General features: G+C 69.0%; 27 protein-coding genes. 18 read left to right on the forward strand and 9 right to left on the reverse strand.

The window, feature by feature from the left end; translation table 11 throughout:
• Positions 1-815: alpha/beta fold hydrolase (locus tag QMA07_RS13885; RefSeq protein WP_290162845.1), on the reverse strand; the 815-nt coding region annotated here is incomplete at its 3' end.
• Positions 816-950: 135 nt separating this feature from the next.
• Between QMA07_RS13885 and QMA07_RS13890 the strand changes: the two genes are divergently transcribed.
• From QMA07_RS13890 to QMA07_RS13900, 3 genes are all read left to right on the forward strand, one after another.
• Positions 951-1,550: a TetR/AcrR family transcriptional regulator gene (locus QMA07_RS13890; RefSeq protein ID WP_290162846.1), complete on the forward strand. Its 600-nt coding sequence runs from the start codon at positions 951-953 to the stop codon at positions 1,548-1,550.
• A 534-nt stretch (positions 1,551-2,084) separates the two neighbouring features.
• Positions 2,085-2,372: an HU family DNA-binding protein gene (locus QMA07_RS13895; protein WP_042541574.1), complete on the forward strand. Its 288-nt coding sequence runs from the start codon at positions 2,085-2,087 to the stop codon at positions 2,370-2,372.
• A gap of 85 nt (positions 2,373-2,457) precedes the next feature.
• Positions 2,458-4,467 carry a cytochrome c oxidase assembly protein gene (locus tag QMA07_RS13900; RefSeq protein WP_290162848.1) on the forward strand — a complete coding sequence of 670 codons (2,010 nt, stop codon included), beginning with the start codon at positions 2,458-2,460 and terminating at the stop codon, positions 4,465-4,467.
• Between the two features lie 16 nt (positions 4,468-4,483).
• On the opposite strand, the gene QMA07_RS13905 is transcribed toward QMA07_RS13900, so the two are convergent.
• Positions 4,484-5,557: a hypothetical protein gene (locus QMA07_RS13905; RefSeq protein ID WP_290162849.1), complete on the reverse strand. Its 1,074-nt coding sequence runs from the start codon at positions 5,555-5,557 to the stop codon at positions 4,484-4,486.
• Between the two features lie 160 nt (positions 5,558-5,717).
• Between QMA07_RS13905 and QMA07_RS13910 the strand changes: the two genes are divergently transcribed.
• Positions 5,718-7,112, forward strand: coding sequence for an AAA family ATPase (locus tag QMA07_RS13910; protein ID WP_290162850.1), 1,395 nt, complete (start codon positions 5,718-5,720; stop codon positions 7,110-7,112).
• 12 nt (positions 7,113-7,124) lie between these two features.
• Here QMA07_RS13910 and QMA07_RS13915 read toward each other — a convergent pair whose 3' ends face one another.
• Together QMA07_RS13915 and QMA07_RS13920 are read right to left on the reverse strand one after the other, a co-directional pair.
• A complete protein-coding gene (locus QMA07_RS13915; protein WP_290162851.1) occupies positions 7,125-7,772 on the reverse strand; it encodes a biliverdin-producing heme oxygenase in 648 nt (215 codons plus the stop codon).
• Between the two features lie 54 nt (positions 7,773-7,826).
• A complete protein-coding gene (locus QMA07_RS13920) occupies positions 7,827-8,141 on the reverse strand; it encodes a DUF2470 domain-containing protein (RefSeq protein WP_290162853.1) in 315 nt (104 codons plus the stop codon).
• A gap of 89 nt (positions 8,142-8,230) precedes the next feature.
• Between QMA07_RS13920 and QMA07_RS13925 the strand changes: the two genes are divergently transcribed.
• Positions 8,231-9,514, forward strand: a complete 1,284-nt coding sequence (locus QMA07_RS13925; RefSeq protein WP_290162854.1) for a serine hydrolase domain-containing protein — start codon at positions 8,231-8,233, stop codon at positions 9,512-9,514.
• Positions 9,515-9,564: 50 nt separating this feature from the next.
• The gene (gene corA / locus QMA07_RS13930; protein WP_290162855.1) at positions 9,565-10,581 is read left to right on the forward strand and encodes a magnesium/cobalt transporter CorA; all 1,017 of its coding nucleotides are present in this window, start codon (positions 9,565-9,567) and stop codon (positions 10,579-10,581) included.
• A gap of 36 nt (positions 10,582-10,617) precedes the next feature.
• Here corA and QMA07_RS13935 read toward each other — a convergent pair whose 3' ends face one another.
• Positions 10,618-10,815 (reverse strand): multidrug transporter, encoded by a 198-nt coding sequence (locus QMA07_RS13935; protein ID WP_290162857.1) that lies wholly within the window; start codon positions 10,813-10,815, stop codon positions 10,618-10,620.
• Between the two features lie 209 nt (positions 10,816-11,024).
• On the opposite strand from QMA07_RS13935, the gene QMA07_RS13940 reads away from it, so the two are divergent.
• On the forward strand, positions 11,025-11,669 hold the full coding sequence (locus QMA07_RS13940) for an aquaporin (protein ID WP_290162859.1): 645 nt from the start codon (positions 11,025-11,027) through the stop codon (positions 11,667-11,669).
• A 90-nt stretch (positions 11,670-11,759) separates the two neighbouring features.
• Positions 11,760-12,431, forward strand: a complete 672-nt coding sequence (locus QMA07_RS13945) for a GPP34 family phosphoprotein (protein WP_290162861.1) — start codon at positions 11,760-11,762, stop codon at positions 12,429-12,431.
• A 16-nt stretch (positions 12,432-12,447) separates the two neighbouring features.
• Here the strand turns inward: QMA07_RS13945 and QMA07_RS13950 are convergent, their stop codons facing one another.
• Positions 12,448-13,197, reverse strand: a complete 750-nt coding sequence (locus QMA07_RS13950) for a DeoR/GlpR family DNA-binding transcription regulator (RefSeq protein WP_290162863.1) — start codon at positions 13,195-13,197, stop codon at positions 12,448-12,450.
• 69 nt (positions 13,198-13,266) lie between these two features.
• Between QMA07_RS13950 and QMA07_RS13955 the strand changes: the two genes are divergently transcribed.
• Complete coding sequence (locus tag QMA07_RS13955; protein WP_290162865.1) at positions 13,267-13,638, forward strand: DUF4406 domain-containing protein; 372 nt, start codon at positions 13,267-13,269, stop codon at positions 13,636-13,638.
• A gap of 46 nt (positions 13,639-13,684) precedes the next feature.
• On the opposite strand, the gene QMA07_RS13960 is transcribed toward QMA07_RS13955, so the two are convergent.
• Both QMA07_RS13960 and QMA07_RS13965 read right to left on the reverse strand, forming a co-directional pair.
• Positions 13,685-14,587: an SDR family NAD(P)-dependent oxidoreductase gene (locus tag QMA07_RS13960; RefSeq protein ID WP_290162867.1), complete on the reverse strand. Its 903-nt coding sequence runs from the start codon at positions 14,585-14,587 to the stop codon at positions 13,685-13,687.
• 10 nt (positions 14,588-14,597) lie between these two features.
• Positions 14,598-15,296, reverse strand: coding sequence for an isochorismatase family protein (locus tag QMA07_RS13965; protein WP_290162869.1), 699 nt, complete (start codon positions 15,294-15,296; stop codon positions 14,598-14,600).
• 93 nt (positions 15,297-15,389) lie between these two features.
• On the opposite strand from QMA07_RS13965, the gene QMA07_RS13970 reads away from it, so the two are divergent.
• The 8 genes from QMA07_RS13970 to QMA07_RS14005 all read left to right on the forward strand — a co-directional run bounded on the left by QMA07_RS13970 (position 15,390) and on the right by QMA07_RS14005 (position 20,713).
• Positions 15,390-15,914 (forward strand): Asp23/Gls24 family envelope stress response protein, encoded by a 525-nt coding sequence (locus tag QMA07_RS13970; RefSeq protein ID WP_290162871.1) that lies wholly within the window; start codon positions 15,390-15,392, stop codon positions 15,912-15,914.
• A complete protein-coding gene (locus QMA07_RS13975) occupies positions 15,911-16,099 on the forward strand; it encodes a DUF2273 domain-containing protein (RefSeq protein WP_140038388.1) in 189 nt (62 codons plus the stop codon). The genes QMA07_RS13970 and QMA07_RS13975 overlap by 4 nt, the downstream gene beginning before the upstream one ends.
• On the forward strand, positions 16,099-16,494 hold the full coding sequence (locus QMA07_RS13980; RefSeq protein WP_290162872.1) for a hypothetical protein: 396 nt from the start codon (positions 16,099-16,101) through the stop codon (positions 16,492-16,494). The genes QMA07_RS13975 and QMA07_RS13980 overlap by 1 nt, the downstream gene beginning before the upstream one ends.
• The gene (locus QMA07_RS13985) at positions 16,491-17,075 is read left to right on the forward strand and encodes a DUF6286 domain-containing protein (RefSeq protein ID WP_290162873.1); all 585 of its coding nucleotides are present in this window, start codon (positions 16,491-16,493) and stop codon (positions 17,073-17,075) included. The genes QMA07_RS13980 and QMA07_RS13985 overlap by 4 nt, the downstream gene beginning before the upstream one ends.
• Complete coding sequence (locus tag QMA07_RS13990) at positions 17,072-17,686, forward strand: hypothetical protein (protein WP_290162874.1); 615 nt, start codon at positions 17,072-17,074, stop codon at positions 17,684-17,686. Before QMA07_RS13985 ends, QMA07_RS13990 begins: the two co-directional genes overlap by 4 nt.
• Positions 17,687-17,730: 44 nt before the next feature.
• Entirely contained in the window at positions 17,731-17,943 is a 213-nt protein-coding gene (locus QMA07_RS13995) for a hypothetical protein (protein ID WP_290162876.1), read from the forward strand.
• A gap of 98 nt (positions 17,944-18,041) precedes the next feature.
• Entirely contained in the window at positions 18,042-18,215 is a 174-nt protein-coding gene (locus tag QMA07_RS14000) for a CsbD family protein (protein ID WP_290162878.1), read from the forward strand.
• Positions 18,216-18,364: 149 nt separating this feature from the next.
• Complete coding sequence (locus tag QMA07_RS14005) at positions 18,365-20,713, forward strand: beta-galactosidase (protein ID WP_290162880.1); 2,349 nt, start codon at positions 18,365-18,367, stop codon at positions 20,711-20,713.
• A 37-nt stretch (positions 20,714-20,750) separates the two neighbouring features.
• Here QMA07_RS14005 and QMA07_RS14010 read toward each other — a convergent pair whose 3' ends face one another.
• Entirely contained in the window at positions 20,751-21,653 is a 903-nt protein-coding gene (locus QMA07_RS14010) for an AraC family transcriptional regulator (protein ID WP_290162882.1), read from the reverse strand.
• Between the two features lie 90 nt (positions 21,654-21,743).
• Between QMA07_RS14010 and QMA07_RS14015 the strand changes: the two genes are divergently transcribed.
• On the forward strand, positions 21,744-24,656 hold the full coding sequence (locus QMA07_RS14015; protein WP_290162884.1) for a DUF5107 domain-containing protein: 2,913 nt from the start codon (positions 21,744-21,746) through the stop codon (positions 24,654-24,656).
• Positions 24,657-24,665: the final 9 nt, after the last annotated feature.

Here is a 24,665-nt window from a genome sequence, read left to right on the forward strand (position 1 = left end):
GCTGTCGCGTGCGCCACCGCCCAGGTGAGCGCGTAGTCCGCGATCTCCTCCCAGCCGTCCTGGCTGACGAGGCGGTGGGTGCGGCCGGCGTACTCCTTGTACTCGACGACGGCGGGGCTGCCCGATGAGCGGTACTTCTTGACGATCGCGCGGCCGATGGCCGGCGGCACGACGTGGTCGATCTCGCCCGTGATCACGAGGAGCGGAGCGCGGTCGGCGCGTGCGTAATCGACGTGGGTGACGCCGCCCTTCTCGTTGAGCACCGAGGTCACGCCCTCGAAGAAGACCCTGTTGTAGGAGTTCACGGCGTATTCCTCCCAGAGGGCGTCGGATGCTGCACGCGAGAGGTCGTTGCCGAACGTGAAGTGGAAGTGGCGCTTCGACAGCGGCTTGGCGCCGTTGCGTCCGAAGGGGTGCGAGAGGATCGGCGTTCCCGTCCACAGGGTCGAGAGGGGGAGTGCGGTGACGCCGGCGGTCTGCCCGGGGGCGACCCCGACATAGGCGGCGCCGAGGCCGCGGTCGGCGAGCATCTGCGTGAGAACGCCGCCGAACGAGTGGCCCATGACGATCGGCTTCACCGGAAGCGCGCGGATGATGCGCTCGTAGTTGTCGGCGATCTGCGTCAGGCCGATGCCTTCGAGGGCGGACGGATCGCGGCGGATGTCATCGACCGAGCGATCGTCGATTCCGGGCCACCCCGGGATGATCACCTCGTGGCCCTGTGCGCGGAAGCGCTCGGCCCAGGTGTCCCAGCTCTTCGGGGTCATCCAGAGTCCGTGGATCAGGACGATCGGGGTCTTCTCGGTGCTGTTCATTTTCTCTTCTCCTGTCTCTGCTCCCGCTTAGTGCGGATGCGTTACGCTGATAGTAGACCGAACGTTCTATCTACCGCAACCTATTCCCGAAAGTCGCTTTCGGGTGACACGATGAGAGGGATCACCATGAAGACCATGACTCCTACCCCGGCCCCGACGACGACTCCGAAGCGGCCGAGTGCCGCGCGCACCCGACTCATCGACAGCGCCACCAGGCTCTTCTACGAGGAGGGGATCCATGCGGTGGGCGTCGACCGCATCATCGACGAGGCCGCGGTCACCAGGGCGACGCTCTACAAGCAGTTCGGCGGCAAGGAGAACCTGGTCCTCGCGTACCTGCGCAACGAAGACGAGATGCTGCGCGCGATGTTCGCCGACGCCGCAGAAGCGGTGACCGAGCCGTCGCAGCTGGTCGACGCCGTGATCGAGGGCATCACCGCCGACATCCGGCTCAGGCACACGCGCGGCTGCCCGTTCATCAACGCGGCGGCGGAGTATCCGGATGCCGACGGCGCCGTGCGACGGCTCATCGACGAGCACCGCGAGTGGTTCCGCTCCACCCTGCAGGCCGTCGCCGAGCAGGCTGGTCTCGAGCATCCTGCCGATGTCGCGGCATCCCTCGTCCTGCTGCGCGACGCAGCCCTCGTCGGCGGCTACCTCGACGGAGACGAGCGCGTCACCCCGGCGTTCGCGCGCACTGCGCGCTCGGTCGTCGGATCGCACCGCCCGCGCTGACCCGAGCAGCCCTCTCCCTGCCCGCATCCCCTTCCCTGCCCGCATCCCTCTCCCTGCCCGCATCCCCTTCCCTGCCCGCATCCCCGGGGAGGAAGACTGCGCCTTGGGAGGACCGAATCCGCAGATCTCTCCTCCCGAGGCGCAGTTCTCCTCCCGAGGCGCAGCGCGATGCAGAGGCGCAGCGCGATGCAGAGGCGCAGCGCGATGCAGAGGCGAGGCGCAGCGCGATCCCGGGCGAGGCGCAGCGCGATGCAGAGGCGAGGCGCAGCGTGATCCCGGGCGACGCGCAGCGTGATCCCGGGCGGGGCGCCGCGCGAGCGTGGAACGGCGGCGCTCAGCCGTCTGACAAGGCACCACAGGGGTCACATTCGTCACTTCTGCACCACGACACGCCGCCGAATACCCCAAAACCCGCGAAATGACGCGGAAATGTGGGTGGCGGTTGGTACATTCAAGGCGGTCACTCGACCAACGGAGGGCAGTCGCCCTTCGAACACCAACGATGCGACGGGAACCTCGTCGCTGGAGGATGACATGGCTGACAAGTCCATCACCAAGACCGAGCTCGTCGCGAGCATCGCTTCTGCCACCGGCCAGAGCCAGGCCACCGTCTCGGGTGTCCTCGACGCGCTGTTCTCCTCGGTCTCCGACGCTGTTGCCAAGGGCAGCAAGGTCTCGATCCCGGGCTGGATCTCGTTCGAGCAGGTCGCAACCGCAGCTCGCACGGGCCGCAACCCGCAGACCGGCGCCGAGATCAAGATCCCGGCCGGCCACCGCGTCAAGGTGACCGCTGGTTCCAAGCTCAAGGCTGCCGTCAAGTAAGACCGCACCTCTTCGAAGGCCGCTCCCGATCCGTCGGGGGCGGCCTTCGTGCTCCCTCCCCGGTTGCGCGGCTTAGGCTTGAGGGGTGAGTGCCCGCGCCGTGCAGACCCCGAACCGCTCCGCGTATCGCGCGGCCGGAGTCGGAATCCTGCTCGCGACCGGCTTGATCGGCGTGCTCCTCGCCCTCGTGATCGGCGGAGGGGCGGCGCCACTGCTGCTGCAGGATCCGGGTCCGTTCGTACGCTGGGCCACCCCGATCGTCAAGCTCGTGATGAACATCGCGGCTGCGGCGATGCTGGGTTCACTCGTGCTGGCGCTGTTCGCGCTGCGCAGCGAGGAGAAGTCGTTCGACACGGCCCTCAACACGGCCTCAGCGGGTGCGGCGGTCTTCACGGTCACCGCGGGCATCAGCGGATTCTTCACCTTCATGGCCGCCTTCAATCCGCAGCTGAGTGCCGAGCGCGAATTCGGCGAGCAGCTCGGACGATTCCTCTTGCAGCTGCCGCTCGGTCAATCGTGGCTGATCACCACGATCATGGGCTCGGTGATCACCGTGCTCGCGTTCGCGTGGCGCACGTGGACACCCACCCTGATCACGGCGATCCTCGCCGCGGCATCCTTCCTCCCGCTGGCGACCCAGGGCCACTCCGGCGAGCTCGCCGGGCACAACATCGCCGTGAACTCGATCCTGCTGCACACGATCGGCGCGGCGGTGTGGCTCGGCGGTCTGCTGCTCGTCGTGATCCTGCGCGACCGCTCGGGCGTGGGCACCGCCCGGCTGGTCAGCCGCTACTCGAGCCTCGCGATCGCCGCGTTCGCGGTCGTCGCCATCTCGGGCCTGGCGCGTTCCATCGTCTCCTTCGGTGACATCTCGCAGCTCTGGACGCCCTACGGCACGATCCTGCTCGCCAAGGTCGTGCTCCTGGTGGGCATGGGTCTGCTCGGCGCCTGGTATCGCCTCCGCCTGATCCCCCGTCTCGAAGGGGCTGGAGCGGCCCGCTGGTTCTGGATGCTGGTGCTCTGCGAGGTCGCGCTGATGGGCCTCGCCTCGGGTGCCGCCGCCGCGCTCGCGCGCACGCCTCCGCCGACCGGCGAGGAAGCCGCGTTCGTGCAGACACCGGCCGAGAACCTCACCCGTTCACCGCTGCCTCCCGAGTTCACGATCGACCGCTGGTTCACGGCGTGGGACATCGACGTGCTCTGGTTGGTGGCCGCCGGATTCGGCCTCTTCCTCTACCTCGCGGGGGTGCGCCGTCTGCGCCTGCGGGGCGACCGCTGGCCGATCCATCGCACCGCCTTCTGGGTCCTGGGCATGCTGATGCTGCTGTGGGTCACCGGCGGCCCGATCAACGCCTACCAGGAGTATCTCTTCAGTGTGCACATGCTGGGGCACATGATGCTGTCGATGGCGATCCCGCTGCTGCTGGTCTCCGGGGCGCCGGTCACGCTGGCCCTCCGCGCGATCCACAAGCGCGACGACGGCACCCGTGGCGGCCGCGAATGGATCATGTGGGCGGTGCACTCGCCGTTCTCGAAGGTCGTCACCCACCCGTTCGTCGCGGCGGGCATCTTCATCCTGTCGCTGTGGGCCTTCTACTTCACCGACCTCGTGCGCTGGTCGATGTTCGAGCACCTCGGTCACGAGTGGATGGTCGCCCACTTCCTCATCTCCGGATACCTGTTCGTGCTGAGCCTGATCGGCGCCGATCCCGTGCCGTACCGCCTGCCCTACCCCGGACGCCTCATCACACTGATCGCGATCATGGCCATGCACGCCTTCTTCGGTGTCGCCATCATGATGCAGGAGGGGCTCATGGTCGCCGACTGGTTCGGGTCGATGGGGCGCACGTGGGGTCCCTCGCCGATGGAAGACCAGTACATCGGCGGCGGCATCGCGTGGTCGATCGGTGAGATCCCGACCCTGATCCTCGCGATCACGGTGGCGATCCAGTGGAGTCGCAGCGACACGAAGCTGCAGAAGCGCCGCGATCGGCATGCCGACCGCACGGGCGAGGCGGAGCTCGAGGAGTACAACGAGAAGCTCGCGGCCCTCGCCGAGCGCGACCTCCGTCAGGCTCAGCGCGAAGCGCGCTGAACCCTGCAACAGGCGATCAGCCCGTCGACTCCTCGTCCGGAGAGCCGACGCGGATCGACACCTTTCCGTCGGGCAGGATCGTGATCGACCCGTTGACCTGGAACGGGACGTCTTCCGAGACCTCTTGCACGGATCCGTCGAACAGCGACCTGATCTCCACGTCGACGTGTGCGACCGCATCCGTCGGGGGAATCCTCCAGTGCCCGCCGTCAGGGGCCACGGTCACCTGGGGCTGAGCCGTGATCGACCACTTCGGCAGCGAGGCGAGACGGTTGGAGACCTCGATGCCGAACGGGCACGCTGTCGGCTGCAGCACCTCCTGTGTGGTGCACGCCGTGAGGAACTCCTCGACTCGCTGCTGCACCACGGCGACGAAGTCGGGGGTGGGCTCGGTCTGCACGTCGACGGGCGTGGTGGCGAGCGGTGTGTCTGCCAGGACGCCGACACCGTCGGAGTCGGCGATCGCCGTGTCGACGGTGACCGAGTACAGCCCCGGCGTGAAGACCAGCAGCGGCAGCGGATCGAGGGGAGCGGCCTGCGCACCCGCCGCCGACACCTGGCGGCGGTCCATCTCGAAGCCGTTGACGGCGAACTGATCGGCGCCCCGCAGCGTGAGCTCGACCACGGCCAGAGGGCTCGTCGTGAAGCGCCAGTTCGGGGTGACGCCCGCCCAGCCGTCCTGCTCGACGGTGAACGTGGTCGTGCCGGCATAACCGCTCGCCGTGTACGAGACGGTCACCTCGGTCTTGCCGGCGTCGTCGAGCTCCTCCGACATCACCTCGACGTCGGAGAGCGGGGCGAGGGCCGCGTGGCGCAGCAGAGCCTCCGACGCCGTGGCTCCGATGCCCGCGACCTCGAGCGTCTCCCGATCGATCGCGACACCCGGCACGCGAAGGGCATCGGCCGCTCGGCCTTCGGCGAGCAGATCGAGGTACCGCACGACGAAGGCCGATGGACCGTAGAACTGCTGATAGAGGGTGGCCCCGCCTGCGCCGAGAGCGGCGACGAGCACGAGGCCGACCACTGCGAGCATCGCGAGGTCGGCAGCGAGGCGCGAGCGCCGGGGCGCCTTCGTCTCGACCTGCTGCATGGCGCCAGTCTAGAAGCGCGGCCTGGGACGATGCCGTGCGCGGGCCTCCATGCGTCGACCACGATCGCTGTGTCCCTCGGATGCCGGGTGTGCGCCGCCACGTAGCATGGGGAGGCACGATCTCAACGTGCACTCCCGCCCCCAGCCGTGTGAGAGAACCGTGTCGCTTCCCGCCCTGTCCGAAGAGCAGCAAGAGCTGTTCCGGCTGATCGAGGACACCAGCGAGCACGTCTTCATCACCGGCCGCGCCGGCACCGGCAAGTCGACCCTGTTGCAGTACTTCTCGTGGAACACGAAGAAGCAGATCGCGATCTGCGCACCCACCGGTGTCGCCGCGCTGAACGTCGAGGGGCAGACGATCCACTCGCTGTTCCGGCTGCCGATCGGTCTGATCGGTGATTCGGACATCGATCAGAACGACAACACACGACGGATCCTCAACGCGATCGAGACGCTTGTGATCGACGAGATCTCGATGGTCAACGCCGACCTGATGGACGCGATCGACCGTTCGCTCCGTCAGGCGCGGGGCAAGCGCGGCATCCCGTTCGGCGGGGTGCAGATCGTGATGTTCGGCGATCCGTACCAGCTGGCTCCCGTGCCGCCACGCGGCGACGAGCTGCGCTACGTGAAGGACCACTACCGCTCGTTCTGGTTCTTCGACGCCAAGGTCTGGGCCGGCGCCGCCGGCGGCGAGGCGCCGGAAGAGGAAGAGGGGCTCTTCGCCGTCGACACCCGTGCCGAGCTGCACGTGCGCGAGCTCGTGCAGATCCACCGGCAGTCGGATGACGGCTTCAAGGCCATGCTGAACGCGGTGCGGTACGGCCGGGTCACCGCCGAGGTCGCCGGGGTGCTCAACACGCAAGGCGCGCGCACGCCCCCCGACCCGGAGCCGGGCGAGGTTCCGATGATCACGCTCGCCACGCGCAACGACATCGTGAACACCATCAACAGTCGACACCTCGCGGCGCTTGCGGGCAAGGAGCAGACCGCGAAGGCCGAGGTCAGCGGAGAGTTCGGCAGGGGCGAGGCATCGCTGCCCGCAGAGTCGGAGCTCAAGCTGAAGATCGGCGCGCAGGTGATGTTCCTCCGCAACGACACCTCGATGTCGGGTGAGCCGCCGCGGTGGGTGAACGGCACGATCGGCACGGTCGTGCGCATCCTCGGCGAGACCGTACGCGTCGAGATCGACGGAGACGAGGTCGACGTCGAGCCCGCGGTGTGGGAGCGGTTCCGCTATTCCTACGAGCCCAGCACCAAGAAGCTGTCGCGTGACGTCGTCGCGGAGTTCACGCAGTTCCCGCTGCGTCTCGCGTGGGCCGTCACGATCCACAAGTCCCAGGGCAAGACCTACGACCGCGCCATCATCGACCTCGGATCCGGCGCGTTCGCACCGGGACAGACCTACGTCGCGCTCTCACGGCTCACGTCCCTCGACGGGCTCTACCTCTCGAGGGCGCTGCGCCCGAGCGACATCCGCGTCGACGAGGATGTGCGCCGCTTCATGCGCGACGCGTGGCTCGCGGCGTCCACGCCCGAGGTGGGCAAGGGCTGAGCCTGCTGGTCGTCAGGCGGCGACGCGTGCGCGGTCGAGGTCCTCGAACAGCTCGGTGTTGAAGCGGTAGGCGAGGAGCACCTCGTCGATCACGCGCTCGCGCTCGGCGTCGTCCCACGGCGCCGCGTCCAGCTGCTCGCGGTAGACGTCCTTGAACGCGGACGGGTCGGCGATGTCGTCGAACAGGTAGAAGCCGATGCCGTTGGTCTCGAAGCCGAAGCGGCGGGCCATCACTCGTCCGATGAAGATGCCACCGGACAGGTCGCCGAGGTAGCGCGTGTAGTGGTGCGCGACGAAGCCGCCGACCCAGGTCGCGCCCACCTGACGGATGCGCTCGACGTAGCGCTGCGTGGTGGGCAGCGCGACGATCTCGTCGCGCCAGCCGGGGCCGAGCAGGAACTCGAGGTCGGCCTCCAGTGCAGGAAGACGGGTCAGCTTGTCGCTGATGAAGACGGATGCCACGGGGTCGCGGCGCATGCGCTCGCCCGCGCCTTCGAGGGCCTCGTAGATGAAGTAGTGCTGCGCGACGAGCGCGATGTAGTCCTCGCGCGAGCCCTCGCCCTTGAGCAGGTCTGACATGAAGCCGGCACCCTCACTGCGCGAGTGCGAACCGGAGGAGCGCTCACGGAGGGCTGCGGAGAAGGAGAGGATCTCGGACATGTGCCAAGTGTAAGGGTGACCTAACCTGAAGTGGAAGCCCGATATCTCAGGGAGTCACGCGTGCGGACGCGGCTCGACCCCGAGCTTCTCGCACGCGAGATCGTAGAGCGCGACGACTTCGCGGCGCACGGCGGGCCGCTCGTCGATGGGGCCGGAGGGCCAGGCGATGCGCATCTCGGAGGGGATGCCTGCGCGCGTGACCTTCCAGACGCCGCCGTCGCCGTCGAGGTCCGTCATCACGGCATCCGTGATCTCGTCGTCCTCGACGGCTGAGAAGGCTCGCGTGATGAGCAGGTTGTCGTCGGTGTGGTCGCCGTTCATGTGGCGCAGAATGGCGGAGACGACGTCGGCCTCGAAGATGTGGGGCATGCTGATCACCCTAAAGGGGCCCCGGCGATGCCTTCTTTCAGGAACGGCGTTCTAGACTCGGGAGACACGTCTTCCGGGGGTCCCCTTTCATGCAGCTTCTCTCGTCGCGCACGTTCCGCGCAGCAGCGGCCGGCGTCGCCGCGCTCGGACTCTTCCTCACCGGCTGCACCGCCGAGCCGGAGTTCAGCTACGAACCGCCGTCTCAGGTCGAAGGCGCACTGCCCGCCGACACCGTCGCCGCCATGGAAGCGGCCGTCGACAATGCGCTCGCCGCCTCAGGGGCGTCGGGTGCCGTCGTCGGCGTGTGGGCTCCCTGGAGCGGCAGCTGGGTCGTCGGGCGAGGCACGCAGGGCCCCGGTTCCGATGAGGAGATCAGCACGGACATGGCCTTCCGCGTCGCGGACATGACGCGGCTCATGACGTGCGATGTGCTCTACGGCCTCGTCGATCAGGGCGTGGTCGACCTCGACGACTCCGTGAGCGACTACGTCTCGGGCGTCGCCGACATGACGGACACCACGCTTCTCGACCTGTGCAACAGCACCAGCGGAGCCGGCTCGTCCGAGGCGACCGCTCGGACCGCATGGTTCACCACTCCCGAGCGCGTCTGGGCGCCGCTCGAGCTCGCCGCCTACGGCCTCGGCGCCCCGCGCGCCACGCCGAAGACGACCTACACCAACTCCGACGCCGGCTACCTGCTGCTGGGACTCGCCCTCGAGCGGGCATCGGGCCTGACGGCATCCGAGCTGATCTCCGAGTACGTGAGCCAGCCGCTCGGCCTCTCTGAGACGCGGCTGCCCTCGCCGGCCGCAGCCGCGCCCTCGACGGGTCCGGTCATGAACGGGTACTACCTGACGCCTATCGAAGGCGGGTACGACTGTGCGGCCCCGACCGACATCACCACGCTGTCGTCGAGCACCGGGTACACCGACTCTGGCGTCGTGTCGACGATCGAGGACCTCGGTCGGTACACCCAGGCCGAGGCCGCACAGAAGCTGCGGACGAAGGATGAGCCGAACCGCTTCGCAGCCCCGCTGCCGCAGAGCCCCGAGGCGCCCTCGTGGTTCCAGGCCACCGGCGGAGCGCTGCTCGTCGGCTCGATGGTCGGACAGTCGGGATGGACGCCCGGATATCAGACGTCCGCGTTCTCCGATCCGGAGTCCGGATTCACGGTCGCCGTCTCGTTGAACGACTCGACGACCGGCGGAACGACCGCGATGTACCTGGCATGGGAGCTCGCCGCGATCGCATCGAAGGCTCCGGCAGCCGCAGGAGAGACGGCGCCGGAATTCGGGCTCCCGTTCACGGCCGAGCAGTACCACCAGGAGATCACGGCCTCGGCGATCCCCTGCGTCGCGCCTCCCGCCGGCTGACCTCGGACGCGGACGACGGGTCCGCGGCTCGACCTATCGAGGGAGCGCCGATGGCGATCATCGACAACGCGATCTATGTCGACGGCATCCGCACCGAGAATCCGCGGAGCCTCAGCGAGACGTTCGAGGTGCTGCGCGAGCGCGGTGGAATGAGCTGGATCGGCCTGTATCGTCCGAGTGAGGCCGAGATCCGCGAGGTCGCCGACGAGTTCGGCATCCACGCGCTCGTCGTCGAGGATGCCCTCTCCGGTCACCAGCGCTCGAAGCTCGAGCGCTATGGCGAGGTGCTGTTCATGGTGCTGCGCTCGGCCCGGTATCTGGATGCTGCGGAAGAGGTCGAGTTCGGTGAGATCCACGTGCTCGTGGGTCCGGATTTCGTGGTGACGATCCGTCACGCGGAGTCGCCCGACCTCGGACGTGTCCGGCGCCGCCTCGAAGACGACCCGGCACTCCTGAAACTCGGCCCCGAGGCCGTGCTCTACGCGATCCTCGACGAGGTCGTCGACGAGTACGCACCCGTGCTCGCCGGGCTCGAGAACGACATCGACGAGATCGAGAGCCAGCTCTTCGAAGAGGGAGCCGACGCGACGCAGCGCATCTACGAGCTGGGCCGAGAGGTGATCGACTTCCAACGCGCAGTGCAGCCTCTGGCCGGAATGCTCGACGCTCTGCTGCGCGGGTCTGCGAAGTACGAGGTCGATGAGGAGCTGCAGCGGTATCTGCGAGACGTGCTCGACCATACGCTGCGCGTGTCGGAGCGGGCGAACACCTTCCGCACCGTGCTCGACAACGCCCTGACCGTCGAGTCGACGATCGTCGCGCGGCGGCAGAACGAGGAGATGCGGCGGATGACCGAGCTGAGCATCCGCCAGAACGACGAGGTGAAGAAGATCTCGGGCTGGGCGGCGATCCTGTTCGCCCCGACCCTCGTGGGCACGGTCTACGGCATGAACTTCGACCACATGCCCGAGCTGCACTGGGCGCTCGGCTACCCCATGGCGGTCGCTCTCATGGTGGGGATGGGTTTCGGGCTGTACTGGGCGTTCAAGCGCAAGGGCTGGCTGTAGCCGCGCGCGTCTGACGCCACTGCTACCCCCGGTCGCTCACCGCTGGGGTTGGTCGTCGGTCTCGGCCCCGGGCCCGGGGCCCGGGCGCACCGCAGCATCGGGGGCGATGTCGATGCGGGTGTTGCCGTCGTGCTCGGAGACCTCGATGCGGGGTGCGGCGTCGGCTTCGGTCGCGTCCGGTGCCGCGGTCAGCTGATCGTGGCGCTTCTCTTCGCTGGTCATGTCGGAGCTCATCCACGAAACCTATGGAGTCGGTGCGCGCACGGCGACGGGGTTGACATCCCGCGTCATATCGATATCCGCTCCTCGGGCGTCCGCGCGGTGAGCAGGTGGTCCTGGTCGTCATCGCTAGATTCGGCGCGTCACCATCCGACGGTGGGTCGGCCGGAGCGCCAGCCGGACGCCGTTGTCCTTCCTTCACTTCTCAGAAAAGAGCGGTTCTCATGTCCGGCACCCCACGCAAGGCACTCGCCGAAGCGATCGCCACGTTCCTCTTCGTCCTCACGATCATCGCGGCGATCAACAGCGAGAGCCCGCTGACCCCGCTCGCGATCGGCTTCACCCTCGCCGTGCTCGTCTTCTCCACCGGCCACATCTCGGGTGCTCACCTCAACCCGGCGGTCTCCGTCGGCGTCTTCCTCCGTGGCGGCCTCAGCGTCGTCGACTTCATCTCCTATCTCGTGGCGCAGTTCGTCGGTGGCGCGCTCGCCGCGCTGGTCAGTTTCGCCGTGTGGCCCGCCGGTGGCGAGGCCCTGGTCGTCGAGGTGGGACCAGCCTTCTTCGTCGAGGCGCTGTTCACGCTGATCCTCGTCTGGGTCGTGCTCAACACCGCGACCTCGAAGGACACCGAGGGCAACTCGTTCTACGGCCTCGCGATCGGTGCGACGGTGTTCGTCGGCGCGGCGACCGTGGGCTCGATCTCGGGCGGCGGCTTCAACCCTGCGGTGGCGCTGGGCCTTTCTGTCGGTGGCTACTTCGACTGGTCCTCCCTGTGGCTCTACATCGTCGCCCCCGCGGTCGGAGCGGTCATCGCGGCGCTGCTCTTCCGCCTGCTCAACGCCGATGACGCGAAGAAGATCGGGGCGTAAACCCCGTCATCGAATGCCGCGTCCGCCACTGTTCCGGAATCATCCGTCCGGGGGATGCCGGGGGGAGAAGGCTCGTCATAGCGTGGGTGCATGCTGATCGTCGAAGAACTCCACATGCTGCTCCTCCGGCCTGATGGCCGCGTCGAGAGCGCGGTGAGCGTGAACCGCCTCTACGGCGAGGTCGCCGCCGTCATCGTCGACCTCGCTCTGCACGGACGCATCTCGGTGTCGGACGAGAAGAACCCCGTCATCGACATCGTGTCGACCGAGCCGACCGGCAACCCGATCCTCGACACGACTCTGCAGCGCCTCGTGCCGCTGCGCGGCAAACGACTGCAGTCTCTCGTCGTGCGACCCAAGCTCGATCCGCTCGAAGTCGTGGTCGAGTCGCTCGTCGTGCAGGGCGTGCTCGTGCGCGGGGAGCGCGGATTCTTCGGATGGGGCTCGGCACGCACTCCCGAATCCGACTCGGCACCCGAGCAGATGCTGCGCTCCCGCCTCGCCGCCGTGCTGGCCGGAACCGCTGCTCCGACGCAGGCCGATCTGGCGCTGCTGTCGATTCTGCAGAACCTGAACTCGGCGCACGCGATCCTGCGCGACGAATGCGGCGGAATGTCGGCGCGCGACCTCAAGAAGCGGATCGAAGAGCTGACGGCAGGGTCGCCGGCGGGGGATGCCGTCGCCAAGGCCGTCAACGACGCGATCGCCGCGGCGATGGTGGCCATCATGACCCCGACCATCGTGGCGGCGACCATCACCTGACCCCGCCTGACGTCGCTCAGCGCAGCACGGCCACGCGCTCTGCGAGCTCGTCGATCACGGGGTTCGCGTCGGTGGGGTCGACGACCACGCCGGCGACGGCCTCGAGGTCGAGCACGGGGTAGCGTGACGTCGCGCCGATCTTCTCTTCGCTGCCGAGCACGTAGGTCTGCGCGCAGCGGGCGGCGATCGCGCGTTTGGTGACGGCGTCGTCGAGGTGGCCGGTGGTCAGGCCGCGCACCGGGTCGATGCCGGTCGCGCCGAGGAAGAAGACGTCGGCGTGGAGGTGCTGCACCGCTTCCATGGCGAGGGGGCCGCTCGCGACCATCGAGAAGCGAGCGAGCTCGCCGCCGATGATCACGATGCGCGCGTCGGAGTGCTCGGCGACCGTGAGGGCGATCGACGGGCTGGGTGTGATCACGGTCAGGTCGGCGCCGTGCGGCAGCATCCGGGCCATCGCGAGGGTCGTCGTGCCGGCGTCCAGCACGATCGTCGACGCGGGGGCGATCAGTTCGACGGCGCGGCGGGCGACGCGCTCCTTGCTCTCGGTCGCGAGCAGCGCCCGCTGGTCGACGGGGCGGTCCGCCGGCGGAACCGGCAGAGCCCCACCGTAGACCCGCACCATCTCCCCGGCGTCGGCGAGCTCGCGGAGGTCGCGACGGATCGAGTCCTCTGAGACGCCCAGATCGGCGGCGACGTCCTTCGCCACGACGCGGCCGTCCCTGCGCAGGATCTCTCGCAGGTGGTCCTTGCGCTGTGCGCCCAGCATCCGACTCTCCGAATCTTGTTCATTCACGAATTTGCACGTTCTTGCACGGTTAACGTTACAGTCTTCTCCATGACGACTCCACTCCTGATTCTGATCGCCGGCCCCTACCGCTCGGGCACCGGTGGCGACCCCGCGCTCATCGCCCGCAACCTCGAACGACTGGAAGAGGCCGCGGCGCCGATCCACCGCCTCGGTCACGTGCCGATGATCGGCGAATGGGTCGCCCTGCCCATCCTCCGGGGGATGGATGAGGCGGATGCCGCCGACGGCGACGTCATGTACGAGACCGCGCACCGACTGCTGCAGCACTGCGACGCGGTGCTGCGCCTGCCGGGCGACTCGGCGGGTGCCGACAAGGACGTCGAGATCGCCCTCGAGCGCGGCCTGCCCGTGTATCGGTCGATCGAAGAGATCCCGGCGGTCTCGATCGCTGCGGCGTAGGAGATCCACGTGGTCGGTGCGGCACGCGCACCGGACGCGCCGCGCGTCAGATCCTGAACCGCACGCCGGCCATCTGCTCGGCGACGGCCCACAGCTCAGTCCCCACGTCGACCGAGCGCACCTGCGCGCTCGCGGCGACGCGTGTCGGTGCCCCGCGGAACTCCAGCAGGCCGCCGGGTCCCCAGTAGTCGCCGCCGGTGGCATCGGCGGCGACCGCCGCATGCACGACGGGCGCCGCGCCCGCATCCTTGCCCTGCACGAGCGGGCGGCTGAGTGAGGCGAGAGCGCGCGTCGCCGCCGACACCTCGGTCAGGCCGTCGCGGTGCGGGGTCAGCGGGTCGACCGCGTAGCCCGGGTGTGCACACAGCGCGGACCGCGCTGAGCCCCTCCAACGCCGGTTCAGCTCGAACGTGAAGGCCATCAGCGCGGCCTTCGATCGGCCGTACTGCCGCAGCGACGGTCCGGTCCACGGCTGCGCGAGCGTGGCGGGGTCGATCTCGGCGAAGCGATGGGCGAGCGAACCCACCGCGACGACCCGGGCCTCGTCTGCGAGCACGTCGCCGAGCTGGGCGAGCAGGGCGAAGTGCCCGACGAAGTTCGTGCCGACCATCAGGTCGAGGCCATCCCCGGTGCGGTCGCCACGATCCGCCGCTTTCACTCCGGCGTTGCAGATCACGGCGTCGATGCGCTCGTCGACGGATGCCGCGGCCTCGGTGATGCTCGCGAGCGAACCGAGATCCATCGGGAGGATGCCGAGGTCGGCGCCGGGCGCGTGCGCGCGGATCGAGGATGCCGCGACCTCCGCCCGTTCGGTCGAACGGCATCCGAGCAGCACCCTGGCGCCATGCCCGGCGAGGATCTCGGCGCACCAGTAGCCGATGCCCGCGTTCGCGCCGGTGACGAGGATCGTGCGGCCGGCGAGATCGGGAAGCGCGAGCGAGAGGGACATGCCCTCCAACCTAGGCGGAGATTCCGACCCGATCGGCCGTGCGGATCACGGTCGCGAATCCGCGCGCGGCGAGGATGCTCTCGGTGCGCCGCATGATCTCGTCGCCCGAGACGGCCGCGAGCCGGTCGTTCGCCTCGATCGCCGAGGTCGTCGTGGCATCGGTCACGAACTCCACCGCGAAGCCCAGGTCGGACGCCATCCGAGCCGTCGTCTCACAGCACTGCTCGGTGCGGATGCCGCACACGATCACCCGCCCGACGCCGAGGCGCTGCAGCTGCTCTTCGAGGTCTGTCGACGTGAAGGCGTTGACTGTGGTCTTCGTCACGGCGATCTCGTCGCCCCGTGGATCGAGGTCGGAGATCACTCGGACGAAGCCGTTGACCGGGTCGAACACTCCGCCGCTGCCCGGCTCTGAATGCGTGACCCAGACGACATGATCGCCGACCTCGCGAGAGTGATCGACCAGCCGCGAGATGTTGCCGACGGCATCCGGGTTGGCGGTGGACGCCCACTCGTCCGGCCGCTGGCGGAAGGATTCCTGGGCGTCGATGACGAGCAGAGCGGTGGCGGGCGAGTCGCGGTTCATCCGATCATCTTCGCGGCCCAGGGCGGCGTCGGCCAGTCCGGGAGCGGCCAACGATCGCGCGATTCCCGCCGACGTCATCCTGCTCGTCTGATTCTCTGCGACGAGTTTGTGACGAATGCGCACCCCCGCACGTCCTATCTGTGAGCGACCGACACGCTCCCGGTGAGGCCGGAACGGTCTCGCAGCCGGCATCCGCTTTCAGGCAAAGGAATCGACATGGCAAACCAGGACCAGAACTCATCCACCAGCCCCGCCGAGAAGGAGCTGGCTCAGACTTCCGCAGCGCCGAAGCCGGCCGCATCCGCCTCGCGCGTCGACCGCAGCTCGAGCTTCTCGACCTCGCGGATCCCCGCCGACGCGGACGCCGCAGGCAAGACCACCATCGCCGACGGCGTGGTGGCCAAGGTCGCCGGCATCGCCGCCCGTGAGGTTCCCGGCGTGTACGCACTCGGCGGCGGTGGAGCGCGAGCCTTCGGCGCGATCCGTGACGCCGTCAACGCGACCGACCTCTCTCAGGGCGTCAAGGTCGAGGTCGGCGAGACGCAGGCCGCCGCAGACCTGACGATCGTCGTCGAGTACCCCGCCCCCATTCAGGAGGTCGCGGGCAACGTACGCGCCGCCGTCGCCGGTGCGATCAGCCGCCTCGTCGGTCTCGAGGTCGTCGAGGTCAACGTCGAGGTCAACGACGTGCACGTGCCCGGCGACGACAGCAACGAGAACGAGGAGTCGCGAGTCTCATGACCCCCACCACCACCGGCGCCCTGATCGGGGCGCTCCTCGCCCTCGCAGCTCTGCTGTTCGGGTTCTGGGGATTCCTCCTCATGGCCCTGTTCGCAGGCATCGGAGCGATCATCGGCCGGATCGCCTCCGGCAAGCTCGACGTCCGCGGACTCGCAGACGCGTTCACGGGGCGGCGCACCTCCTGATGCGCATCGACCAGAACCTCGCCACCGGTGGCGGCTCCTCGCGAGCCGCCACCGGAGAGACCACCGTCCCTGGGCGCATCGACGTGAAAGAGCGCGTCTACCGCACGGTCACCGAACAGGCGTCCGCAACCCTGATCGGTGTGCCACGCGGTGACGTGAAGGTCGATGTCGCCGAACACCCCGGAGGACTGGCGGTGCGCATCGCGACGCCGCTTCCGGTCCCCGATCTCGACGACACCGTCGCGATCTCCCAGAGCGTCCCCGTACTCGATCGGGCCCGTCAGCTGCAGGAGCAGTTGCAGCAGCGTCTGACGGGAATCATCGGCCGGGACGTCACCCGAATCACCCTCACCATCACCGGTGCCACCATCCCAGAGAGGAGACGAGTGCGATGAGCACCCCTGTTCTTCGTCGCGTCGTCCGACGCGAGACGCATTCACCGCGCACCGTCGCGATGTTCGTCGCGGTCATCCTCCTCGTCCTCGCCCTCACTTACATCGGGCTCGAGATCGTGCTGAGCCTCGCGGCGCAGCCCGCGCTCCTGCTCGGACCGGCCGCGGCGGGCGGATGGCTCGTGGGCCTGCCCACCGCGCAGCCCGCAGGCCTGGTGATCGCGGGCAGCGTCGTGCTGGCGCTGATCGGGATCGTCTTCGTGGTGCTCGCCCTCACACCGGGGCGCCTGTCGAAGCACACCCTCGAATCCGGCGACCGCGCCGTCGTCGTCGACAACGGCGTGATCGCCAGCGCCCTCGCACAGCACCTCTCGGAGGAGACGGGCCTGGCACGCGAGAGCATCACCGTGGGGGTCGGACACCGCAGCGTCGACGTCACCGTGCGTCCGGGCGTCGGCATCCCCCTCGACAAGAACGAGGTGCAGTCGGCCGCCGAGGCCGAGCTGCAGACCTACCGGCTCACACGCAGCGTCCGCACCCGCGTGCGCGTCGAGCGTCCGAGCGAGAAGGAAGACGAGCTGTGAACAACACGAATCGTGCGCTGAACCGCACTCTGCTGCTCATCATCGGCCTGCTCTTCCTCGGTCTCGGAGCCCTCGGCATCGCGATCATGAGCTGGCCCACCGCGACCGACATCTGGACGGCGGGCGGTGAGGACGCCCGCTCGTGGCTCGACCAGGCGATCGCGGCCACTGCGATCGCGGGCGGAAGCCTGTCGTGGATCGGCATCGGTGCGGTCGTGGCGATCCTCGTCGTGATCGTGCTGCTGATCCTCGCGCTCACCAGCGTCGCGGGCCGTCGGTCGAAGACGGCTCTCCGCTCGTCGGGAGCGCAGAACCCGCTCGGCCGTGTCACCGTCACCGAGTCGTTCGTGTCTGACGCCGTCAAGAACTCGCTCGCCACCCGCGACGAGATCCTCTCGGCCCAGGTCACGGCGAACGACATCCGCACCACGCCGGTGCTGCACGTGTCGGTCACGCCTCGGCAGAACACCGACCCCCGCGAGCTGATCGATCACCTCGACCGACTGCTCACCAACCTCGCCACCCTGACCGGGCGCGACACCGAGACGTACGTCTCGATCCACACCGGTCTGCGGGCGCGGCTCGCTCACGACCAGCGTCGGCTGTCGTGAACGCGGGCCGTCGCAGCCAACTCCAGGAAGCAGGAACCAGCATCATGCGAAACAAGATCCTCCTCATCGGCGCCGTCGCCTTCGTCGCCTACATCCTGGGCAGCCGCGCAGCGACCGTGCAGGTGAACAAGGGCGAGTCGGTGCGGCACCAGCTCGTGCGCATGTGGAACGACCCCAAGGCCAAGAAGGAACGCCAGAAGGCGGCCAAGAAGGCGGCGAAGGCCGCCGAGAAGGCTCTCGACAAGGTGCGCCGCTGACCACCCACACAGACTTATCGTCGGTCGCGCAGAGCAACGACGGTAAGACGCCGGGAATCCCCCGTCGTCACGATCACCCCTCACGAAAGGAGCTCCTCATGGGACTCGATGACAAGATCAAGAACGCCGCCCAGGACATCGCGGGCAAGGCGAAGGAAGCGATCGGCAACGCGACCGACAACGACAAGCTGGCTGCCGAAGGCAAGGCCGACCAGGTCAAGGCCGACGCGAAGAAGGCCGGCGAGAACGTCAAGGACGCGTTCAACAAGTAAGACCCCCGGCGCGGGCGGGGGGAGCGGAATCACGCTCCCCCCGCCCGTTGCTGTGCGCTGGTCGGATGCTGCCGCATCCGTCGTTCTCTCCAGCCATCCCGTCGCATCACCCCTGTCGCTCTCTCGGCGTCGGTGCGTACGGTCGAGTGATGACCTCCGCGACGACGACTTCGACCGGGGCGCGATATCGCGTCGAGCTCCCCCGACCGACGGATCCGGTGCCCGCGGCTCTCGACCTGGGCGACGGGGCGGACACCGCTCGACGCATCGAGGTGACCGACCGGTACCTGAGCCGCGACGGTCGCCCCTGGATCCCGGTGATGGGGGAGTACCACTTCGTGCGCGATCGTCGCGAGGTGTGGGAGCGCGAACTGCGCAAGATGCGCGCCGGCGGTATCGACGTGCTCGCGACATACGTCTTCTGGCTGGCGCATGAAGAGATCGAGGGCGAGTACCGCTGGGACGGCGATCGCGATCTGCGGGCGTTCGTGCAGACGGCAGCGCGCGTCGGACTCGACGTCATCGTCCGGATCGGCCCGTGGGCGCACGGCGAGACGCGGAACGGCGGCTTCCCCGACTGGCTGCAGGCTCGCGACATCGCGCTCCGCACCGACGACCCCGTGTATCTCGAGCTCGTGCGGCGCTGGTACTCGGCGGTCGCGGGGCAGGTGGCCGACCTCATGCATCGGCCCGATGATCCGGACGCGCCGATCATCGGCATCCAGATCGAGAACGAGCTGTACGACCAGCCCCAGCACCTGTCGACCCTGCGCACGATCGCCGAGTCGGTCGGACTCGCGGCGAGCCTGTTCACGGCCACGGGGTGGGGCGGCGCGCAGCTGCCACCAGGGCGCTTCCTGCCCGTGTATGCGGGATATGCCGACGGATTCTGGGAGGAGTCCGACACGGGGTGGCCGGAATTCGGGCGCCAGCACTTCACGTTCAGCGATGTGCGAGACGACCTCTCGGTCGGGGCCGACCTGCGCGCCACCCCGGCCGAGGTGTCCCCCGCCGCCGACCGGGGCACGGATGACGGCTGGCCGTATGCGACCTGCGAGCTGGGCAGCGGCATGGCGACCGCCTATCACCGGCGACCGCTCGTCGACGCGGAGGATGTCGCGGCGCTCGCGCTGACCAAGCTCGGCAGCGGATCGGCCTGGCAGGGCTACTACATGTTCCATGGCGGACTCCACTTCGAGGGGGCGCTCTCGACGACGCAGGAGTCGCAGGAGACCGGATATCCGAACGACGTCCCGGTGCGCGACTACGACTTCTTCGCGCCGATCGGAGCCGCAGGCACGCAACGCCGGCACTTCCACCAGCTGCGTCGTCAGCATCTGTTCCTCTCGGCGTTCGGCGACCGGCTCGCGACCTACCCGGCGCGAATCGGGTCGCAGGAAACCGGCGAGCTGCGCTGGTCGGTGAGAGGCGACGGCGACCGTGGATTCCTGTTCGTGAACACCCATCAACCGGCGCTGGCACCACTCGATGCCGTAGAGGATGTGCGCTTCGAGATCGAGGGTCCGGATGCCGTGGTGCGGATCCCGAGCGACCCGATCACCGTGCCCGTCGGCTCCTCCTTCTCCTGGCCGATCCGGCAGCCCCTCGGCGATCTGTCTGCCGTGAGCGCTACGGCGCAGCTGATCACCGAGATCCGTGTCGGCGACCAGCAGGTGGTGCTCCTGGCTACGAGCGAGGGGATCGAGGCGGAGATCCAGATCGACGGAGTGCGATCGCCTGTCGTCCGAGGCGCGCGCGCGGCCGTGAACGGCGAAGGGCGACTCGTGATCCGCCCCGACGCGGCTCCGGGAGTCGACTGCCGGGTGCGGGTCGGTCGTACGACCTTCGTGATCCTCGACGGCGACGCGGCGGATGCCGTCTGGCGCGGACCCGTGAACGGGATCGACAGCGTGGTGATCTGGCCGCACGGCGGCTGGTTCGACGACGGCGGCTTCATGGCTGAGAGGCAGGACGCTGACGCAGAAGTGCTCGTCCTGATCGACCGCGGCGATGGACGCGGCGTCGAGTTCGAACGCCGGATCGTCGAGGGGACAGACGCCCGTCATGGCCTGGAGACGCCGGTCTTCCGGACCGCGCCGGTGGTCGCGCCGAGGGTCGGTGGGCCCGCATCGCGCTTCGCCGCCCCGACGGAGGACGACTTCGTCGACGCCGCGACGGCCGAGATCCGCATCCCGAGCGGGATCGGCGACGGCGCCGACCAGGTCGTGCTGCGTCTCGATTGGGTCGGCGACGTGATCCGCCTGCACATCGGCGAAGAGCTGATCGCGGATCAGTTCTGGTCGGGGCGCCCGCTCGAAGTCGACCTCAGCGACCGTCGCGACGTGCTGGCCGAGCAGCCGATCCGGCTCACGGCATTCGCCTGGGATCCTGCGACAGGCGTGCACGTCGACCCTCGAGTCAGACCGACGGCCGACGATCCTGTGCTGCGGGTGGATGCGGCAGCACTGCTCGTGCGCCGATATGCGCGAGTGTCATGACGCGGATGCGAGTGCGTGCGATGCCGTGACGGCGCGCTCAGCCCTTGTGCTGGGCGCGGTAGGCCGTCGGACTCACGTCGTGCACCCGGCGGAACTGACGCGAGAAGTACAGCGGATCGACGTACCCCACCGACGCGGCGATCTCGGCGATCGACAGGTTGGTGGCGTCGAGCAGTGCGCGCGCCCTGCCCATCTTGAGCGAGGTGTGGAACGCTGCCGGCCCGCCGCCGGTCGCCTGACGGAACAGCGCGCTCAGGTGCGAGGGCGAGAGGCCGACGAGGGCGGCGAGATCGGCCACCTGGATGGTGCCGTCGATGCGCGTCTCGAGGTACCGCATCGCCCGCTCCAGTGGCGACCCCTCGGCGGGCAGCGTGCTGTCGACCGTGATGCGCGTGAGCAGGTTCCAGGCGATCCCCGAGGCCGCCAGCAGGTGCGCGGGCGAGATGCGACGCTCGAGCAGCGTGACGAGCTCGTCGAACAGCGCCACCACCCGATCGACCGCGCGCAGCCGCACCAGACGAGAGGCGCTCGCCGGCGTCGTCAGCTCTGCCGCATCGGTGCCTCGCACGTGCAGCCACCAGATCGTCCATGGATCGCGGTCGGAGCTGCGATACTCGTGCGGCGTGCCGGAGGGGATGGCGATGCTCGCGCCGGGGCTGAGCGCGTACTCGTCGTCGTCGAACGCCACCACTCCTGTGCCACCGACGCAGACCAGCACGATGGTCTCGGACGCCCCGTGCGGACGCCGGCGCAGGTGACCTTCGGCGTGGGGGAACAGCCCTGCATCGGTCACGGTGAGGCGCCGGGTGACGGGCGCGGCGAGCGCGAGCTCGACCTGGGGCCGCGGCACCACGCAGAGTCGCTGATCGGCGAAGCCTTCCGCCCGGTGCCCGTGGTCCGGTGACGGCGTACCGATGCCGCGATTCGTTGTTTCGTCCATGTCACCCCTCGTTCTCACCATACCGAGAGTCTCCGGGTGCTCCTAGCCTGGACGAGCGGCTGACGTGGGCCGCCGAGTCCGAGGAGAACCATGACGGTCGATCTTCCCGCGGTGCCGCAGAGCCTTCGCGGCACGCTCGACGACGGCCGACCCGTCGCCTGGCGCGAACCGCTCACCATCGCGACCTACGAGGCCGGGGCGCCGAGCCCGTACCCGATGTTCCTCGACCACCGGGTCTATCAGGGGTCGAGTGGAGCGGTGTATCCGATTCCGTTCATCGAGAGCGTCGATCATGAGGCCAGCCCGCGCGAGTGGGACGCGATCCACCTCGAGAACGAGTACGTGCGCCTCGTCGTGCTGCCCGAGCTCGGCGGGCGGATCCACGTCGGGTACGACAAGGTCACCGGCTACGACTTCTTCTACCGCAACAACGTCATCAAGCCGGCGCTCGTCGGGCTCGCCGGCCCGTGGATCAGCGGCGGCGTCGAGTTCAACTGGCCTCAGCACCACCGCCCCGCGACCCACCTGCCGGTCGAGACCCGCATCGACACCGACGCGGACGGCACCGTCACGGTCTGGTGCCACGACCACGACCCGTTCGCCCGCATGTCGGCGCAGCACGGCGTGCGCCTGCGTCCGGGCAGCTCGGTGGTCGAACTCGCGGTGCGGCTGCACAACCGCACGAAGGAGCGGCAGAGCTTCCTCTGGTGGGCGAACGTCGCCGCGCGGGTGCACGACGACTACCAGGCGTTCTTCCCCGAAGACGTCCGCTTCGTCGCCGACCACGCCCGACGCGCTCTCACCTCGTTCCCGGCGGCGGACCGCCCGTATTACGGCGTCGACTACCCCCTGCGCGCCGCCGAGACCCCGGGCGCCGATCGGATCGACTGGTATCGCAACATCCCCGTGCCGACGTCGTACATGATCGTCGACTCGCACCAGGACTTCTTCGGGGGGTACGACCATGCGGCAGGCGCAGGATTCGTGCACTGGGCCGAGCATCGCGTCTCTCCCGGCAAGAAGATGTGGACCTGGGGCGATGCGCCGTTCGGCCACGCGTGGGATGCGCAGCTGACCGACGCCGACGGCCCGTACGTCGAGCTGATGGCCGGCGTCTACACCGACAACCAGCCGGACTTCTCGTGGCTTCTGCCCGGGGAGACGAAGACCTTCACGCAGTACTGGTATCCGGTGCCCGCGATCGGAGCGGTGCACCAGGCGACACCGGATGCCGCAGTGCACATCGATCGCGAGGGCGAAGACCTGGTCGTCTCGGTGGCGGCGACCGCCTGCCGCCGGGGCGCGCGGGTACTGGTCTTATCGGCCGGCGAGACGATCGGATCTCACCCTGTCGACCTCGATCCGGGCGTGCCCGCGGTCGTGCGCACGCGGGGACGCGTTCTCGACGACGACCTCGAGGTGCGGGTGCTCGACGCCGACGGGCGCGTGCTGGTGCGATGGGCTCCGGTGGTCGTGGCGTCGGCAGAGCCCTGGGTCGCGGAGGAACCGCCGGCGCCGGACGCGACCGAATCGGTCGAAGAGCTGTACCTCACCGGCCTGCACCTCAGCCAGTACCGGCATCCGACGCGGTCGCCGATGCCCTACTGGCGCACCGCGCTGCAGCGGGATCCCGGCGATGTCCGCACCAACCTGGCCGTGGCCGATCGGCTGTATCGGCAGGGGCGCTACGAGGAGGCGCTCGCGCACGTGCGCACCGCCGTCGCCCGCCTGACCCGACGCAACGCGAACCCGGCCGATGCCGAGGCGTTCTATCTGCTCGGGCTCGTGCACTCGCGCCTCGGCCACGTCGTCGAGGCGCAGCAGGCGTTCGGCAAGGCCGGGTGGGATGGCGCGTGGTCCGCGGCCGCCGGATTCGCGCTCGCCCAGTCCCTCGCGCACCAGGGCCAGGATCGCTCCGCGATGCGCGTGCTCGACGAGCTCGACGCCGTCGCCGCGCACGATCAGCGCCGCATCGCACTGCGGGCGATCCTCCTCCGTCGTTCCGGGCGAGACGGCGAGGCGCAGCAGGTGCTCGACGACGCCCTCCGCGCAGACCCTCTCGCGGCCACCATCCGGTTCCTCGCCGGACACGCGATCGGCGACGCAGGCATCCTGCTCGACGTGGCGCTCGAGCTGAGAGACGCCGGTGACACGGCATCCGCCCTGCTGCTGCTCGACCGGGTGCAGTCGGCAGCGGTGACGCCGAGTGGGAACCTCGGACCGATCGCCCACTATCTCGCGGCGGGGATCCACGACGCGGAGGGCCGGCCGGCCGAGGCCGCCGCACACAGACGCAGCGCACGCCGAGCCGATCTCACCTGGGCCTTCCCCGCAGGACTCGACGCGCTCGACGCGCTCACCCTCGCGGTCGCCGCGGAACCCGACGACGCGACCGCCCGGATGCTGCGCGGAGCCCTGCTCTACGCATCGGGCAGACGCGTGGACGCCGCGTCCGAGTGGAACGCGGCGATCGAGCTGGGCCTGCGGCACCCCGTTCTCCTGCGCGATGCGGCGCTCGCCGCCTACTCCGTGGCGCACGACGACGACCGTGCCTGGACCCTGTACCGGCAGGCGGTCGAGGCAGCGCCCGGCGACGCCCGTCTGCGATACGAGCAGGATCAGCTGGCCGTGCGTCTGGGGCACGACGCCGCGTCGAGATACGAGCGACTGCGGTCGATCGAAACCCTCGTCCTGACCCGCGACGACTTCGCGATCGCCTATGTGCGACTGCTGCTGACCGTCGGCGAGACCACGCGGGCATACGCGATCCTCACCGAGCGCGAGTTCCGGCCGTGGGAGGGCGGTGAAGGCGAGGCGCTCGCCGCCTGGGACGCGACTCTCGCGGCGCTCGACCTGCCGATGGCCGACCCGCCGCCGAGCCTCGGCGAGGCCCGAAGCCCGTTCACGCCGCCCGCGGCACGTCACGATTCGGGTGAGACCGACTACTTCGCGACGAGCCTGCCCGAGCTGCTGCTGTTCACCCGGGGCACCGATGACGACTGACGAGGGAGC

Source organism: Microbacterium sp. APC 3901, assembly GCF_030407765.1.
In the GTDB taxonomy this organism is placed as follows: Bacteria; Actinomycetota; Actinomycetes; order Actinomycetales; family Microbacteriaceae; genus Microbacterium.

Coding starts and splice junctions, on each gene's coding strand:
- QMA07_RS13890 (WP_290162846.1), top strand. CDS start 951: ATGACTCCTACCCCGGCCCCGACGACGACTCCGAAGCGGCCGAGTGCC.
- QMA07_RS13895 (WP_042541574.1), top strand. CDS start 2,085: ATGGCTGACAAGTCCATCACCAAGACCGAGCTCGTCGCGAGCATCGCT.
- QMA07_RS13905 (WP_290162849.1), bottom strand. CDS start 5,557: ATGCAGCAGGTCGAGACGAAGGCGCCCCGGCGCTCGCGCCTCGCTGCC.
- QMA07_RS13915 (WP_290162851.1), bottom strand. CDS start 7,772: ATGTCCGAGATCCTCTCCTTCTCCGCAGCCCTCCGTGAGCGCTCCTCC.
- QMA07_RS13920 (WP_290162853.1), bottom strand. CDS start 8,141: ATGCCCCACATCTTCGAGGCCGACGTCGTCTCCGCCATTCTGCGCCAC.
- QMA07_RS13925 (WP_290162854.1), top strand. CDS start 8,231: ATGCAGCTTCTCTCGTCGCGCACGTTCCGCGCAGCAGCGGCCGGCGTC.
- corA (WP_290162855.1), top strand. CDS start 9,565: ATGGCGATCATCGACAACGCGATCTATGTCGACGGCATCCGCACCGAG.
- QMA07_RS13935 (WP_290162857.1), bottom strand. CDS start 10,815: ATGAGCTCCGACATGACCAGCGAAGAGAAGCGCCACGATCAGCTGACC.
- QMA07_RS13940 (WP_290162859.1), top strand. CDS start 11,025: ATGTCCGGCACCCCACGCAAGGCACTCGCCGAAGCGATCGCCACGTTC.
- QMA07_RS13945 (WP_290162861.1), top strand. CDS start 11,760: ATGCTGATCGTCGAAGAACTCCACATGCTGCTCCTCCGGCCTGATGGC.
- QMA07_RS13950 (WP_290162863.1), bottom strand. CDS start 13,197: ATGCTGGGCGCACAGCGCAAGGACCACCTGCGAGAGATCCTGCGCAGG.
- QMA07_RS13955 (WP_290162865.1), top strand. CDS start 13,267: ATGACGACTCCACTCCTGATTCTGATCGCCGGCCCCTACCGCTCGGGC.
- QMA07_RS13960 (WP_290162867.1), bottom strand. CDS start 14,587: ATGTCCCTCTCGCTCGCGCTTCCCGATCTCGCCGGCCGCACGATCCTC.
- QMA07_RS13970 (WP_290162871.1), top strand. CDS start 15,390: ATGGCAAACCAGGACCAGAACTCATCCACCAGCCCCGCCGAGAAGGAG.
- QMA07_RS13975 (WP_140038388.1), top strand. CDS start 15,911: ATGACCCCCACCACCACCGGCGCCCTGATCGGGGCGCTCCTCGCCCTC.
- QMA07_RS13980 (WP_290162872.1), top strand. CDS start 16,099: ATGCGCATCGACCAGAACCTCGCCACCGGTGGCGGCTCCTCGCGAGCC.
- QMA07_RS13985 (WP_290162873.1), top strand. CDS start 16,491: ATGAGCACCCCTGTTCTTCGTCGCGTCGTCCGACGCGAGACGCATTCA.
- QMA07_RS13995 (WP_290162876.1), top strand. CDS start 17,731: ATGCGAAACAAGATCCTCCTCATCGGCGCCGTCGCCTTCGTCGCCTAC.
- QMA07_RS14000 (WP_290162878.1), top strand. CDS start 18,042: ATGGGACTCGATGACAAGATCAAGAACGCCGCCCAGGACATCGCGGGC.
- QMA07_RS14005 (WP_290162880.1), top strand. CDS start 18,365: ATGACCTCCGCGACGACGACTTCGACCGGGGCGCGATATCGCGTCGAG.
- QMA07_RS14010 (WP_290162882.1), bottom strand. CDS start 21,653: ATGGACGAAACAACGAATCGCGGCATCGGTACGCCGTCACCGGACCAC.
- QMA07_RS14015 (WP_290162884.1), top strand. CDS start 21,744: ATGACGGTCGATCTTCCCGCGGTGCCGCAGAGCCTTCGCGGCACGCTC.